The sequence below is a fragment of the Aeromonas sp. s5 genome, from assembly GCF_040907865.1.
Taxonomy (GTDB): Bacteria; Pseudomonadota; Gammaproteobacteria; order Enterobacterales; family Aeromonadaceae; genus Aeromonas; species Aeromonas dhakensis.
On record NZ_JBFOCO010000005.1, the window covers coordinates 151,570 to 165,441 of the forward strand.

Below are 13,872 nucleotides of genomic sequence, written 5' to 3' on the forward strand. Positions count from 1 at the left end.
CCTCAGGGCTTGAAGGCGCCGATGAAGATGGCGGGGTCGACGCGGGCGTCGTTGAGACTGACGTTCCAGTGCATGTGGGGACCGGTGGCGCGGCCGGTGGCGCCGACCCGGCCGACGATGCCGCCGCGGGGCAGGCTCTGACCCAGCTTCACGTCGACCTTCGACATGTGGCAGAACATGCTGATGAGCCCCTGGCCGTGATCGACGAACACCGTGTTGCCGTTGAAGAAGTAGTTGCCGATCAGGATCACCTTGCCCGCCGCCGGCGCCTTGATGGGGGTGCCGGCACCGACCGCGAAGTCGAGGCCGGAGTGGGGGTTGCGCTCCTCGCCGTTGAAGAAGCGGCGCAGCCCGAACGGGCTGGAGAGCGGGCCCTCCACCGGCTTGTCGAACAGCAGGTTGCTGGGCTGGGCCGGGCTGAAGGTCTGGTAGGCGCGGGTCTGCTCCGCCAGCTCGCGGTTGATGCGGGCCATGTCCTCGGCCAGCGGGTTGACCTGACGGCCGTTCTTGAGCTTGATGTGCTGCTCGCGGTAGTGCTTGCTGCCGACCGTGAAGCCGAGGGTGCGGCCATCGCTCACCTGCAGCTGGTGGGGGCCGGGCTGGCTCTTGAGGGGGATGCCGACGATGGCAATCCAGCGCTTGCCCTCTTCACGCACCACCAGCACCGGCTTGTCCTGATAGCGGGCGGTCGGGGTCTGTGCCTCGCTGCCAAGGGGCACCACGGCGATGCCACCCGGCACCGGGTGGTTGAGCAGGCGGCTGATGAAGCCCTCGGCGAGGGCGGACTGGCTGGCCAGCAGCAACAATAGACAACAAACGACTCTCATGATGATTCCAGGCTGGGTTGACTAAGACGAAACGGTAACGAAATCAGGAGGCTGGCTGGAAGCGCTGGTAGATGGCTTCCATCTGGACCGAGACCTCCTGGCGCACCAGATCCAGTTCCAGCATGTCTTGCAGCACCTTGAGCTGATCCGGGCTCAGGAAGCCGCGGCTGCTCTCCAGCACCCGCTGGGTATAGGCGCGCTGGTTCTCCAGATAGGTGCCGGCATCGCCGCTCTCCTGCTGGGCCAGCTGCTGGTTCGCCTCGCTCAACAGGCGCGTCAGGGATTGGCGCTGGGCCGGTGCCAGCAGCTCGCCGCGCTCCGCCAGGCGTCCCTGGATCTCCAGCAGGCGGTTGGTGTCGCCCGAGTAGATCTCCTGCTCGAGCCGGGTGCGGGTATCCTCCCCCAGCAGGTTGCTGAGGTTGCTCCAGATGCGCTGGCTCTCCTGCTCATAGGCGTCAGGATGATCGAAGCCGAGGCGATAGAGCTCGCGCAGCTGCTCCTGAACCTGTCCGCGCACGTCCTCCACGATGTCGAGCCGATCGAATACGGTGGTGAGCTGGCTGCCCTGCTCGGCGTCATAGAGCCGTTCGATCAGCACGGACCCTTCGCTCGACTGGCTCCACTGGCTGATGGCGGCTTCCAGCTCGGGGTTGGGGGGGAGTGCCTCCTGGGTGGGAGCTGGCTCGCTCTGGGGGCCCTTGCCGGGCAGCTTGGCCAGCAGGCTTTGCCCCGGGTTCTGGCTGCTGCTCTGGGAAGCTGACGCGTCGCACTGGGCTGCGCGGGCGGTGCCGGCGGCGTCTGATTCCGGCTGGGCGGTGGTGTGGTCGGCTTGCCACTGCCAGAGGTTGAGCAACAGGGAGGCCAGCAGCAGCGGCGCCAGGTGAGATGTACGCATTTTTGATTCTCTTGAATAAGTGAATGCCCCTTGCAGAGGGGTCTCTTATGATAACCGTAACGTCTGATACAAGCAGCCATGACGTGCACCGGCGGTGTCGACGGCGGCCCGCCATTGAGTCGGGGGCCCCATGGCTCTAGAATCGGCAACCAGCCGTTTTCATCCGAGGAAATGTTATGAATGGATTGTCCCCCCTGCGCACAGCACCCGCCCGTCACCCCATAGGGCGTGGCTGGGTCTGGGTGCGGTCCGGCTTCGATATCTTCAACAAGGGGATGGGGGCCAGCGTCGGCATGGTTCTCGTCTGGTTTGCGGTCGGTCTGCTGCTGGAACGCCTGCCGGCGGGCAGCCTCATCTCCCAGCTGCTCTACATGGTCTGGGGCGCTGGCTGGGTGGCGGTGGCCCACCACGGCTATGAAGGCAACCCGCTGCGCTTCGCCGACTTTTTCTCCGGTTTTCGCCACAAGCTGACCCCGCTGATGCTGGGGGGCCTGCTGGTGCTGGCCCTGTTCAGCCTGATCGGTCTCATCTGCCTGGGATTGCTCTCCATGTGGGGGCTTACCTCCCTGCTGACCCAGGATCCCGAATCCCTGGTGGTCACGGCGGCCCAGGCCCAGGGGCTGCTGCTCTGCCTGCTGCTGGGGCTGGCGCTGCTGATCCCGGTGCTGATGGCCATCACCTTCGCCCCCGCGCTCATCTATTTCCACGACGTGGGGATCCTGCAGGCGGCCAAGCTCAGCTTCAAAGGCTGCCTGACCAACATGTGGCCCTTTCTCTGGTGGGGCATAGTCGCCGCCATCCTGATGCTGTTTGGTGCGGCGCTGATGCTGGTGGGGCTGCTGGTGGTGATCCCGGCCCTCAACTACTCCATCTATGTGGCATATCGGGAGATCTTCCTGGATGTGGCGCAGGAGACGCCGGCTGATGCCCCGCTGAGCGGTTTCGAAGCCTGAATGCGGCCAGCGAGTCTGGCATATTGAACGAAAGGGGCCTGCTGGCCCCTTTTTCATGCCGGTTTAATCACGCCACATGGGGTCGGCGGCCATTCGCTCCACCATAAAGTCGAGGAAGCTGCGCAACAGCGGTGACATCTGCTTGCGGGTGCCGTAGACGGCGTAGACGCCGAGTCGCTTGGGTTGCCACTGTTCCAGCAGCGGCACCAGAGTGCCGGTCTCGAGATGGGGCTGGGCGGAATAGCGAGGCTGCAGGCTGATGCCGGCACCTTCCAGGGTCGCCTCCAGCAACAGGTTGGAGATGTTGGCGCTGAGGTTGCCGCTGACCGGCACAGATTCGGGTCCGTCCGGCCCCTGAAATTCCCACAGGCTCTTGCCGAAATAGGTGTAGGTGAGGCAGTTGTGCAGGGCGAGCTCCTGCACCTTGTGCGGCGTCGGGTGTTTGGCCAGATAGGCCGGGCTGGCACAGACCACGGAGTGGCAGGTGCCGAGCCGGCGGGCCACCAGGTTGGGATCGAGATCATTGGTGATGCGGATGGCGAGATCGATCCGCTCCTCCACCAGATTGACGGTCCGGTCCAGCAGCAGGATATCGATGGCGGTGCCCGCATAGCGCGCCAGGTAGTCGTTGGCGGCCCCCACCAGCAGGGCTTCCGAGAGCGAATAGCTGCTGGTGATGCGCAGCTGCCCCTTGGGCGCCTCGTCGCCGCGCACGGCGATCTGCTCCATCTCTTCCCCCAGCGCCAGCATGGCCCGGGCCCGGTTCAACGCCTCTTCTCCCGGGCCGGTCAGACTGAGCCGGCGGGTGGTGCGGTGCAGCAGCCGCGCCCCCATCCACTGCTCCAGCTCCGCCAGATAGCGGGTCACCATGGCGCGCGACATCTCCAGTTTCTCCCCGGCGCCGCTCAGGCTGCCCTGTTCGACTACGCTGACAAAGACCCGCAATGCGGTCAGTCGATCCATGTTCAGGCTCTCTATATGCTCGATTAATGCAACAGTGATGCGCTCATTATGCTGTATTTGTACCGAAAGTGATCCAATAAACTGTGTCCATCTGATGAACCCCTGATGACTTGATGAGGAATACCCGATGAACAATACCCTGATCCGCAATCTGACCCTGGCTACCACCCTGCTGAGTGGTGCCGCCATGGCCGCCCCGCTGACCGTAACTGTCTACAACCCTGGCGAGAAGGCCATCTTCCCGGTCTCCTCTTCACTGGTGGCCGGTGACAAGGAGGCGATCCTGATTGATGCCCAGTTCGACGTGCAAAACGGTCAGGCGCTGGTCGACATGATCAAGAAGAGCGGCAAGAAACTGACCACCGTCTATATCAGTGCCGGTGACCCCGACTTCTACTTCGGTCTGGAACCTGTCATGGCCGCGTTCCCCGACGTCAAGGTGCTGGCCGACCAGCATGTGGTTGACCACATCAACCAGACCAAGGATGCCAAGCTGAGCTACTGGAGCCCCATTCTGGGCAAGGGTGCACCCAAGAGCCTGACCGTGCCGCAAGTGATGACGGCCAGCCACCTGACCCTGGATGGCGAGAAGATCGAGATCAAGGAGATGAACACTCCGAATGCCTACCTGTGGGCGCCGTCCATCAAGACTGCCTTTGGTGGTGTGCCGGTCTACAGCGGCGTACATGTGTGGATGGCGGACAGCCAGACCAAGGCCGCTCGCAGCAACTGGGTCAAGGCGCTGAACAATCTGCTGGCTCTGAAGCCTGAGCGCGTGGTGCCGGGTCACTTCCTGGGGACTGCGCCCAAGGGTACCGAAGCTGTGACCTTCACCCGTGACTACGTAGAGCGCTTTGAGCAGGAGCTGGCCAAGGCCAAGAACTCCGGGCAGCTGATTGAAGCGTTGAAGAAGGCTTACCCGTCCCTGCCGGTCGACGATGGTCTGGCCATCGGTGCCAAGGTCAATACCGGCGAGATGAAGTGGTAACCCCCTGACGCCTACTTCCCTGTGTTTTTTTACCGGGCCCGAGGGCCCGGTTTTTTATCCAGAATTGAAGCGAGAATGATGATGAACGAAGTGCAAACAACCCTCCATTATGTCTATGACCCCCTCTGTGGCTGGTGCTATGGCGCTGCCCCGCTGCTGAAAGCCGCGGCCGATGTCGCCGGCTTGCAGATCGAACTGCATGCCGGCGGTCTCTGGCTGGGTGGCCGCCGCCAGGCCATGGGTCAGGCGCTGCGCGACTATGTGCGCCCCCATGACGAGCGGATCCAGGCGCTGACCGGTCAGCCTTTCGGCGAGCGCTATTTCAACGAGCTGCTGCTGCGAGATGGCCTGCTGCTGGATTCGGAGCAGCCGATCCGCGCCATCCTGGCGGTGGCATCCCTGGGGGGCAATGGGTTGGTGATGCTGCACCGCATCCAGCAATCCCACTATCGCGATGGCATCTGGATCGGTTCTCTCGAGCATCTGACCAGCCTGGCGGCGGAGCAGGGCATTGCGCAGGAGGCCTTCGTGCAGGCTTATCAGGCGGTTGAGCTGGCAAGCCATCTGGCGGACAGCCAGGTCTGGATGCGTCGTCTCGGCGGGCAGGGTTACCCGACTCTGGGGCTGGTGCGGGGGGACAAGGTAACGCCCTTGTCAGCGTCCTCTTTCCTGGGCGAGCCGCAGGCATTTGCCCGCCATATCCAGCAGCTGATGGGGCGCTGAGGGGGGAATTGGTATCCTGCCGAAGATAATCTTGTCTGGATGAGTCCTGAGTGGATTTTCCTGCCAGGGCGGCCCTCATGCTATCCCCGGGCAGGGCGATATATTCAGCCGCGGATAGTATGAAAATCATCCGCTTGCAATCATCGCGCTATGCTCTATGGGGATAGCCCGGACGTTCGATGTCAGGGGCTTGCGTCTAGCCGCCAAGGATACCAATCATGTTCAAAAATATGTCTATAGGTCAGAAGTTGAGCGCCGGTTTTGCGGTGTTGGCATTATTGGTGCTGGTCATCGCCGGATTTGGGATCTCCAGGCTCTCCTACCTGAATGCGAACACTCAGCTTATTGTCAATAACCTGGTGCCTTCCATTCGCTATGCCAGCCAAATGCACGTTGCGCTGCTGGATGCGCGTCGAGCCGAGCTGGCCATGGTCATTGCGTTGACCAACAATGACCAGGCGGATATCGCCAAACGGAACGACAGTTTCTCGGATGCCAAGGCTCGCTTTCTAAAAGCGTTGTCGGATTATGGCCGTTTGGCTTTCAACGACGCAGAAGAAGAGCAGACCTATCGTGCCTTGCAACCAGCAGGAGAGGCTTATTTCAGCGCCCATGATCAGCTGTATCAAGCGGTCATGAACAACGAAGGCGCCAAGATTGGCGAGTATCGGGATGGCATTACCCGCACTACGTTAGACCAGACCACTCAGCTCACAATGACGTTGCGCGAGATTAACGACCGCATTGGTAGTGCCATGCATACCAGCAGTGAGCAATCATATGAGTCAGCCAAACTGCTCAGCATAGCGATTGGACTCGTGACGCTGCTTTTCGTGGTGTTGGTGGCTTGGTATCTGACTCAACAGATCAAGCGCCCGGTCAACGCGTTGCTGGAGGTGGTTGGTAAAGTGTCGGGAGGTGACCTGGCGACCCATCTTGACACCAGCCAGTTCAACAATGACGAACTGGGTCAACTGGCCAAGGGCTTTGGTGAGATGCAGAAAAACTTGCGCAATCTGGTCAGTGAAGTCTCCGGATCCGTGGTGCAACTGAGCTCAGCAGCCGAAGAGATCAGTGCGGTGGCCCGTCAGTCCGCCAACAACATGAACAGCCAGCAACACGAGCTGAACCAGCTGGCCACCGCCATGAACGAGATGCAGGCGACGGTGCAGGAGGTGTCCCGCAACACCAGCGATGCCGCCAGTGCCGCCAGTGCCGCCAGCAGCACCGCCGAGCTGGGGGCCCGCACCGTCAACGACTCCATCAAGCGCATTGAGCAGGTGGCCGGTGCCATCGAGAGCACTGCCGTGGTGATTCATCAGTTAGGTGATGACAGCCGCAACATCGGCATGGTGCTGGAGGTCATTCGCGGGATCGCCGAGCAGACCAACCTGCTGGCACTGAACGCCGCCATCGAGGCGGCCCGGGCCGGGGAACAGGGGCGCGGTTTTGCGGTGGTGGCCGATGAGGTGCGCACCCTGGCGAAACGGACCCAGGACTCCACTTCCCAGATCAACACCATCATTGCCGAGCTGCAGCAGCGGGCCGAGCAGGCCGGCACCACCATGCAGCAAAGTCAGGACATGATGAACTCCACCGTCAGTACGGCGCGCGAGGCGGGGGCGTCCATCTCCGAGATCAGCGGCTCGGTGGAGAGCATCTCCCACATGAACATCCAGATTGCGACCGCCACCGAAGAGCAGGGGGCGGTGAGTGAAGAGCTCAACCGCAACGTGGTCAATATCAGCCATGCCTCGGAAGAGGTGGCGGCCGGGGCAACCCAGATGGCGCAGGCCTGCAATGACCTGAACCATCTGGCCACCCAGCTGCAGGAGCTGGTACGCCGCTTCCGGGTGTGATGAGGCGACGCTGACCCGACGGGCCCGGATCCGGGCCCGTTTTATTTATCCCCTGTGCATGGTCTGTCCAATCTCACCATCCCTTGTCCCTCCCGCCTTTCTTGGGCATGCTAATGGCCCCATTGGTTGGCAGGATTCTGGATGTATGAACCTTCGCGATCTCGAGTATTTGGTGGCGCTGGAAGAGGAGAAGCACTTTCGCAAGGCGGCCGAGCGCTGTTTCGTCAGTCAGCCGACCCTGAGCGGCCAGCTGCGCAAGCTGGAGGATGAGCTGGGGGTGATCCTGATCGAGCGCACCTCCCGCAAGGTGCTGTTTACCCCGGCTGGCGATGCCATGGCGCAGCAGGCTCGCAAGGTGCTCAAAGAGGTGCGCGAACTCAAGAGCATAGGCCAGCACTTTGCCGAACCCATGTCTGGCGAGATCCACATCGGCTTCATTCCCACCGTCGGTCCCTATCTGTTGCCACACATCATCCAGGATCTGCGCGAACATTTTCCCAAGCTGGAGTTCTACCTCTATGAAGAGCAGACCCAGGTGCTGCTCAAACGGCTGGAAGAGGGGGAGCTGGACTGCCTGATCCTGGCCGAACTGGAGGGGATGGAAGGGTTTGGCTCCATCCCTCTCTATCAGGAGCCCATGTGGCTGGCGGTGCCCCAGCAGCATCCGGAGGCGAAGGCCAAGGCGGTGCCGCTCAGCAATCTCAAGGGCAAGAAGCTGCTGATGCTGGCCGATGGCCACTGTCTGCGGGATCAGGCGATGGGCTTCTGTTTTGCCGCCGGCATCGGCGAGGATCAGCGTTTCAAGGGCACCAGCCTGGAGACGCTGCGCAACATGGTGGCAGCCGGCAGCGGCATGACGCTGGTACCCAGGTTAGCGGTGCCTGCCAATACCGAAGAGGGCGGCGTCAGCTACCGGCCGGTGATCGATCCGGTACCGGGGCGTACCATAGCGCTGCTCTACCGTCACTACTCGGTGCGTCGGCCCTGCTTCAACGAGCTGGCGGCCCGCATCTCGAGCCTGATGAAAAGCCTGCTCGGCTGACGACAACGCGTTCGTGCTCACCAAAAGAAAACCGGCGCCTGGGCGCCGGTTTTTGTCTGCTGCGGTTGCTTAGAAGATATCGTCGGTGGAGACGGGGCCGTCAGTGTCCGAGCCATCGCCGCCATAGACCTGATTGCCATCCGAGCTCTGGGTGGCGAAGCGGGTCGGTTCGGTGCCTTCCTTGAAGAACTCGTCCGTGCTGCTGCCATCGGTGCGGTTGGTCAGCAGGCCGGTTTCACGGTCGATGCGCACCGTGATGATCCCTTCCGGCACCGGCATCTTGCGCTCGGGGATCTGTTTGAGCGCCGTCTTCATGAAGTCGATCCAGATGGGCTGTGCGGCGCCGCCGCCAAACTCGGCCCGGCCCAGGCCACGCTGGTGGTTGTCAAAACCGATCCAGGAGGTGGCGACCAGGTTCGGGGTATAGCCGGAGAACCAGGCATCGCGCGACTCGTTGGTGGTCCCGGTCTTGCCCGAAATATCGTGGCGCTTGAGATCGCGAGCCGCCCGCCAGCCGGTGCCGCGCCAGCCATTGCCGCCCCAGATGGCGGTGGTCAGGGTATCGGTGACCAGGAAGGCGCTCTGGGCACTGATGGTCTGCGGCGCCATGTTGTTGGGCACGACGGGATCGATGGGGCACTGGGCCTTCCAGTCGGGGGCCGTATTGGCATAGGCATCCGCGCTGTCCAGACCGGCGGCGGCCAGTACGCCGCAATCACGGCAGGCGGCGGCCGGGTTGGCCTGATAGAGAGGCGCCCCGAAGCTGTCGGTCACCTCGGTAATGAAGTAGGGGGTGACCTGGAAGCCGCCGTTGGCCAGCACCGAATAGCCGCGCACCACTTCCAGCGGGGTGAACTCGGCCGCGCCCAGCGCCAGCGATTCGTTGGGCGAGATGGTGTCGCGGGCAAAGCCGAAGCGGGTGAGGCCGTCGATATAGGTATCCAGCCCGATGGCGCGCATCAGCCGCACCGACATCACGTTCTTCGACTTGGCAAGACCAAGGCGCAGCGGTGTGGGACCGTCATAGATGGCCGGGGAGTTCTTGGGCTGCCACATGGGGCCCTTGGAGGGATCCCACTGGTTGATCGGCGCATCGTTGATGAGCGAGGCCAGGGTATAGCCCTGCTCCAGCGCGGTGGCATAGAGGAAAGGCTTGATGTTGGAGCCTATCTGGCGACGTGCCTGATCGACCCGGTTGAACTTGGACAACTCGAAGCTGAAACCGCCGACCAGCGCCTCGATGGCGCCATCCTGCGGATTCATGGCCACCAGGGCGGCGTTGACCTCGGGGATCTGGGAGAGCAGCAGCTCTTCACCCTTCTCCCGTACCCAGATCTGGGCGCCGACCTTGAGTACGTCCCGTGCCGATTTCGGGGCAAAACTCTGGCGATCGTCGGTGATGAAAGAACGAGCCCACTTGATGCCGTTCCAGCCAAGCTCGGCCTGTTTGCCGTTTTTCAGCACTATGGTCGCGCTCTTGTCACCCAGCTTGGTGACCACGGCGGCCATCAGCGGCTGATAGGTCGGCTGCTTGGCCAGATGGGCCATGATCTTGTCGTAATCCCAGTCGGCCTCGCCGCTCTTCCACAGCTGGGCGGTCACCCCCTTGTAGCCATGGCGGGTGTCATAGTCGAACACGCCGTCGAGCAGAGCCTGACGGGCAGCCCGCTGACGCTTGGCGGTGACCGTGGTGTAGACGTGCAGGCCCATGGTGTAGGCGTCTTCCCCAAACTGCTCCACCATCTTCTGGCGAACCATTTCGCCGAGATAGGGGGCGTTGAGAGTGGTTTCGGCACCGTGATAACGGGCCTTGATCGGCATCTTGGAGGCTTCGTCATACTGGGCCTGGGTGATCTTGCCGGTTTCCAGCATGCGGCCCAGCACCACGTTGCGACGGGCGAAGGCCCGCTCCGGCGAACGGATCGGGTTCAGCATGGAGGGGGCCTTGGGCAGACCGGCAATGATGGCGATCTCGTCCAGAGTGAGCTCTTTCACCTCCTTGCCAAAGTAGACCTGGGCGGCGGCGCCGACCCCGAAGGCCCGATAGCCGAGCGGGATCTTGTTGAGGTAGAGCTGCAGTATCTCGTCCTTGGAGAGGTTCTGCTCGATGCGCCAGGCCAGGAAGACCTCCTTGATCTTGCGCACCAGGGTCTTCTCGTTGCTCAGGAAGAAGTTGCGGGCAACCTGCTGGGTGATGGTACTGGCGCCCTGGCGTGCCTGGCCGGAGACGGCCCAGACGGTGGCAGCCCGCAGGATGCCGATGGGGTCGATGCCGGGGTGCTCGTAGAAGCGGGCATCTTCGGTGGCGAGCACCGCATCGATCATGGACTGGGGAATTTCATCCAGATGCAGGGGGATGCGACGAATTTCGCCAAATTGGGAGATCAATTCCCCATCCCGGCTGTACACCTTCATCGGGGTGGCCAGCTTGACGTCGCGCAGTGCGGTCACATCCGGCAACTGGGGCTTGATGTAGAAGTAGATACCGATGAGGCTGGCAACACCCAGCACAGCACCCAGCATCATGACAATAAACAGGCGTACGAGCCATTTCAGCATGGAAGAACTACCAATCGTCTTAAAATTAGCCAACGGGCGCAGAGTATAGCCCTTTTGCCTTCGTGAATTCGAGGTTTTCCTGACGACGGTCCGGCTCCTCGAGAAGAGGCGGGAGGTTAGCACTCTGCGACTCAATAACCAAGGGGAGGAGGGCGCGGCTCGGAAAGCGAGTTGCATCACTTTTCGGCATAAACTTTATGACATTGATAGATAGAGCATTTAGGATGAGTTAAGCCATCATCTTCTGATTAGCTGTCCTACAATCAATCCTAAAACCCATATAACGCATGGATGTGTATATGTTTGGGCTATTCAACAAGGGTTCTCTGCTTCCACTGGCAGGCATTGATTTTGGAAGTCAGACCATCAAGGCCGTGACCATCACCGGCCGTCCCGGCAAACTGCACCTCGAGTCCGTGGCGGAGGTTGCCACTCCCAAAGGCACCCTGGTTGATTATCAGCTGCAGGATATCGAGCGGGTCGGCCAGTCTCTCAAGGGTCTCAAGCGACTCATCTCGGGCAGCAGCCAGTATGTGGCTACTGCCGTCACCGGCTCCAACGTGATCACCAAGGTCATTCAGGTGGATGCCAGCCTGAGTGAAAGCGAGCTGGAAAATCAGGTCCAGCTTGAGGCCGAACAACTCATCCCTTTCCCCCTCGATGAAGTGAGCCTGGATTTCGAGATCCTGGGCAAGGTCGCCGATCAGGAGCGTCAGGAGGTGCTGCTGAGTGCGGCCCGAACCGAGAGCGTGAATGGTCGGGTCACCGCGCTGGCGGAAGCTGACATGACCACCAAGGTGGTGGATGTCGGGGCTCACGCCTTGGGGCGGGCGGTACTCGCCTGTCTGCCTGAGCTGCAAGAGTGGGACAAACCGGTCGGTGTCATCGACATCGGCGCCAGCGCCATGACATTTGCCGCACTGGTGAAGGGGGAGGTGATCTACTCCCGCCTGCAGAACTTCGGTGGCGACCAATACAGCCAGGCGCTGGCCTCTTTCTACAGCCTCTCTCTGGATGATGCCGAGCAGGCCAAGCTGCAGGGCAAGTTGCCAGTTGATCACGAGCTGGATGTGTTGCTGCCCCACATGAATGCGTTGTTGCAGCAGGTGCGGCGTAACGTCCAGCTGTTTTGCAGCTCTTCCGGCCACCGGGAGCTTTCCAAGCTGGTGTTGAGCGGAGGGGGCAGTTTGCTGCCCGGGTTGGCGGCTCAGATTGGCAACGAGCTCAGCTGCGAGGTGTTGCATCCCGATCCCTTTACCCTGTTCGGCAAACCCAAGGGAGAGGTCGCTGCCCATGGTGCCAAGTACATGACGGCGCTGGGTCTGGCATTGAGGAGCTTCACGCCATGTCAAATATAAACCTCCTTCCCTGGCGTGAAGCCAGGGCGCTGCGCCAGAAGAAGCAGTTCGGCGTCATGCTCGGTATCTTCATGGCCATCACGGCATCCCTCGGTTTTGCCGCTGACTGGCTGGTGGAACAGCAGATCGGCCATCAGCAGCAGCGCAACCAGCGCCTGCAGCAGGAGATGACCATACTCGATGCCCAGCTTGGCGAGATCCGCCTGCTCAAGGAGCGGCGCAAGGAGCTGATTGACCGCATGCAGCTGATCGAGCATCTGCAGATGCGTCGCAACCTGCCGGTTCGTCTGTTCAACCAGCTGCCTTCGTTGGTACCCAATGGGGTGTATCTCAACACGTTGGCTCTGCAGGACAACCGGATCGACGTGAACGGCAAGACCGAAGCCTATGGCAGGGTGGCCAGCATGATGCGTCGCATCGATGGTTCCGGTTGGCTGGGGCAGTCGCAGATCAGCACCATCTTTGCGGCTGACGTGGCACCCGTCTCCCTGAGCCAGTTTTCCATGATGTTCCAGGTCGCCGTGGCGGCTGGAGCCAGCCTCGAGATGGCTAAGGGGCAGAAATGAACCTGCAACAGCTCAACGAACTTGATTTCAACAACATTGCCAGCTGGCCCAAACTGGCCAAGGGGATCTTCATCCTGTTCTTCTGTGCCCTGCTTGGGGGCGCCATCTATTACTACGTGATTGCCAAGTCGCTGACTCTGTTGACCCAGGAAACCGACAAGGAGGCGGAGCTCAAGTCACAGTTTGAGAGCAAGGCGATGCTGGCTGCCAATCTCGGTGCCTACAAGGCGCAGATGGTGCAGCTTGAACAACTGGTCGATACCCAGCTAAAACAGCTGCCCAATACCCATGAAGTGGCCGGGCTGCTGGATGACATCAGCTTCATCGCCACCGACAACGGCCTCAAGCTGAATCGCATCAACTGGGAGCCGGAGATCAAGCACGAGTTTTCCACCGAGCTGCCCATGCGAATAGAAGTGGTGGGCACCTATCATGAGATCGGCAAGTTCACGGCTGACATGGCGGCCTTGCCAAGGATCGTCATTCTGGAGTCGTTCACGCTGGGTCAGGGCAAGGAGCAGGATGACATGATCGCCATGTCGATGCTGGCCAAGACCTATAAATATAACGGCAAGACGGTGGAGCAGAAAAAATGAGGATACTCTGCGTTCTGTTGCCGGCATTGTTGCTGACGGCCTGCGGTGGTCAGGATGACATGGATAATTACGTGGCCGAGGTGAAGGCCAGAAAGCCGGTCCCCATTGAACCGCTTCCCGAAATAAAGCCCTTCTCTCCCATGGCTTATCATCTCAGTGATCAGCGAAGTCCCTTCATCGCTCCCCAGCCCGAGGCCAGCAGTGCCAAGACGGATGCCAAGGTGAAACCGGATTGCGCCCAGATTGTCGCCAACAGAGAGAAAGAGGTGCTGGAGAACTATTCACTGGCCAGCCTGAGCATGCAGGGTTCCCTTGGCAAGCAGGGGCAGCTGTGGGCTCTGATCAGAACGCCGGATGGTCAGTCCATCCGGGTAGGCCTCAACCAGCATATGGGGCTGGATCAGGGGCGGGTGATCAGGATCACTGACACTTATGTGGATTTGATTGAGACTATACCGGACGGCAAAGGATGCTGGGTGACTCGAGAAACCCAGCTGGGCATGGCCAATCTTGAAGCAAAACGATAATCAGGGATGAACTGCG

Annotated in this window: 13 protein-coding genes; 9 read left to right on the top strand and 4 right to left on the bottom strand. The window is 61.1% G+C overall.

The annotated features are described in order from the left end of the window. Positions 1 to 2 precede the first annotated feature (2 nt). Together AB5Y94_RS01840 and AB5Y94_RS01845 are read right to left on the bottom strand one after the other, a co-directional pair. Complete coding sequence (locus AB5Y94_RS01840; protein WP_368204594.1) at positions 3 to 827, bottom strand: peptidoglycan DD-metalloendopeptidase family protein; 825 nt, start codon at positions 825 to 827, stop codon at positions 3 to 5. 43 nt (positions 828 to 870) lie between these two features. Further along, positions 871 to 1,722, bottom strand: coding sequence for a hypothetical protein (locus AB5Y94_RS01845; protein ID WP_368204596.1), 852 nt, complete (start codon positions 1,720 to 1,722; stop codon positions 871 to 873). 176 nt (positions 1,723 to 1,898) lie between these two features. On the opposite strand from AB5Y94_RS01845, the gene AB5Y94_RS01850 reads away from it, so the two are divergent. Continuing rightward, positions 1,899 to 2,675 (top strand): BPSS1780 family membrane protein, encoded by a 777-nt coding sequence (locus AB5Y94_RS01850; RefSeq protein WP_095592220.1) that lies wholly within the window; start codon positions 1,899 to 1,901, stop codon positions 2,673 to 2,675. Between the two features lie 63 nt (positions 2,676 to 2,738). Here AB5Y94_RS01850 and AB5Y94_RS01855 read toward each other — a convergent pair whose 3' ends face one another. Beyond that, positions 2,739 to 3,638 carry a LysR family transcriptional regulator gene (locus tag AB5Y94_RS01855; protein ID WP_010633188.1) on the bottom strand — a complete coding sequence of 300 codons (900 nt, stop codon included), beginning with the start codon at positions 3,636 to 3,638 and terminating at the stop codon, positions 2,739 to 2,741. A gap of 127 nt (positions 3,639 to 3,765) precedes the next feature. Here AB5Y94_RS01855 and AB5Y94_RS01860 point away from each other — a divergent pair, with 127 nt between their 5' ends. From AB5Y94_RS01860 to oxyR, 4 genes are all read left to right on the top strand, one after another. Further along, on the top strand, positions 3,766 to 4,626 hold the full coding sequence (locus AB5Y94_RS01860; RefSeq protein WP_017778962.1) for a Vmh family MBL fold metallo-hydrolase: 861 nt from the start codon (positions 3,766 to 3,768) through the stop codon (positions 4,624 to 4,626). A 75-nt stretch (positions 4,627 to 4,701) separates the two neighbouring features. Then, positions 4,702 to 5,349 carry a DsbA family protein gene (locus AB5Y94_RS01865; RefSeq protein ID WP_216973253.1) on the top strand — a complete coding sequence of 216 codons (648 nt, stop codon included), beginning with the start codon at positions 4,702 to 4,704 and terminating at the stop codon, positions 5,347 to 5,349. A gap of 218 nt (positions 5,350 to 5,567) precedes the next feature. After that, positions 5,568 to 7,208: a methyl-accepting chemotaxis protein gene (locus AB5Y94_RS01870; RefSeq protein WP_017764994.1), complete on the top strand. Its 1,641-nt coding sequence runs from the start codon at positions 5,568 to 5,570 to the stop codon at positions 7,206 to 7,208. Between the two features lie 145 nt (positions 7,209 to 7,353). Further along, positions 7,354 to 8,250 carry a DNA-binding transcriptional regulator OxyR gene (gene oxyR / locus AB5Y94_RS01875; protein WP_010633192.1) on the top strand — a complete coding sequence of 299 codons (897 nt, stop codon included), beginning with the start codon at positions 7,354 to 7,356 and terminating at the stop codon, positions 8,248 to 8,250. A gap of 69 nt (positions 8,251 to 8,319) precedes the next feature. On the opposite strand, the gene AB5Y94_RS01880 is transcribed toward oxyR, so the two are convergent. Beyond that, entirely contained in the window at positions 8,320 to 10,809 is a 2,490-nt protein-coding gene (locus tag AB5Y94_RS01880; protein WP_010633193.1) for a penicillin-binding protein 1A, read from the bottom strand. 287 nt (positions 10,810 to 11,096) lie between these two features. On the opposite strand from AB5Y94_RS01880, the gene tapM reads away from it, so the two are divergent. The 4 genes from tapM to AB5Y94_RS01900 are packed head-to-tail and all read left to right on the top strand — an operon-like array spanning position 11,097 to position 13,856. Continuing rightward, positions 11,097 to 12,167, top strand: coding sequence for a PilM family type IVa pilus assembly protein TapM (tapM, locus tag AB5Y94_RS01885; protein WP_024941160.1), 1,071 nt, complete (start codon positions 11,097 to 11,099; stop codon positions 12,165 to 12,167). Beyond that, positions 12,155 to 12,733, top strand: coding sequence for a PilN family type IV pilus biogenesis protein TapN (tapN, locus tag AB5Y94_RS01890; protein ID WP_025201298.1), 579 nt, complete (start codon positions 12,155 to 12,157; stop codon positions 12,731 to 12,733). Before tapM ends, tapN begins: the two co-directional genes overlap by 13 nt. Then, on the top strand, positions 12,730 to 13,329 hold the full coding sequence (gene tapO / locus AB5Y94_RS01895; protein WP_005298374.1) for a PilO family type IV pilus biogenesis protein TapO: 600 nt from the start codon (positions 12,730 to 12,732) through the stop codon (positions 13,327 to 13,329). The genes tapN and tapO overlap by 4 nt, the downstream gene beginning before the upstream one ends. Continuing rightward, complete coding sequence (locus AB5Y94_RS01900; RefSeq protein ID WP_005298376.1) at positions 13,326 to 13,856, top strand: pilus assembly protein PilP; 531 nt, start codon at positions 13,326 to 13,328, stop codon at positions 13,854 to 13,856. Before tapO ends, AB5Y94_RS01900 begins: the two co-directional genes overlap by 4 nt. Positions 13,857 to 13,872: the final 16 nt, after the last annotated feature.

Excerpts from the sequence above, each read along its gene's own strand:
- AB5Y94_RS01840 (WP_368204594.1), bottom strand. The coding sequence starts at position 827 with ATGAGAGTCGTTTGTTGTCTATTGTTGCTGCTGGCCAGCCAGTCCGCC.
- AB5Y94_RS01845 (WP_368204596.1), bottom strand. The coding sequence starts at position 1,722 with ATGCGTACATCTCACCTGGCGCCGCTGCTGCTGGCCTCCCTGTTGCTC.
- AB5Y94_RS01850 (WP_095592220.1), top strand. The coding sequence starts at position 1,899 with ATGAATGGATTGTCCCCCCTGCGCACAGCACCCGCCCGTCACCCCATA.
- AB5Y94_RS01855 (WP_010633188.1), bottom strand. The coding sequence starts at position 3,638 with ATGGATCGACTGACCGCATTGCGGGTCTTTGTCAGCGTAGTCGAACAG.
- AB5Y94_RS01860 (WP_017778962.1), top strand. The coding sequence starts at position 3,766 with ATGAACAATACCCTGATCCGCAATCTGACCCTGGCTACCACCCTGCTG.
- AB5Y94_RS01865 (WP_216973253.1), top strand. The coding sequence starts at position 4,702 with ATGATGATGAACGAAGTGCAAACAACCCTCCATTATGTCTATGACCCC.
- AB5Y94_RS01870 (WP_017764994.1), top strand. The coding sequence starts at position 5,568 with ATGTTCAAAAATATGTCTATAGGTCAGAAGTTGAGCGCCGGTTTTGCG.
- oxyR (WP_010633192.1), top strand. The coding sequence starts at position 7,354 with ATGAACCTTCGCGATCTCGAGTATTTGGTGGCGCTGGAAGAGGAGAAG.
- AB5Y94_RS01880 (WP_010633193.1), bottom strand. The coding sequence starts at position 10,809 with ATGCTGAAATGGCTCGTACGCCTGTTTATTGTCATGATGCTGGGTGCT.
- tapM (WP_024941160.1), top strand. The coding sequence starts at position 11,097 with ATGGATGTGTATATGTTTGGGCTATTCAACAAGGGTTCTCTGCTTCCA.
- tapN (WP_025201298.1), top strand. The coding sequence starts at position 12,155 with ATGTCAAATATAAACCTCCTTCCCTGGCGTGAAGCCAGGGCGCTGCGC.
- tapO (WP_005298374.1), top strand. The coding sequence starts at position 12,730 with ATGAACCTGCAACAGCTCAACGAACTTGATTTCAACAACATTGCCAGC.
- AB5Y94_RS01900 (WP_005298376.1), top strand. The coding sequence starts at position 13,326 with ATGAGGATACTCTGCGTTCTGTTGCCGGCATTGTTGCTGACGGCCTGC.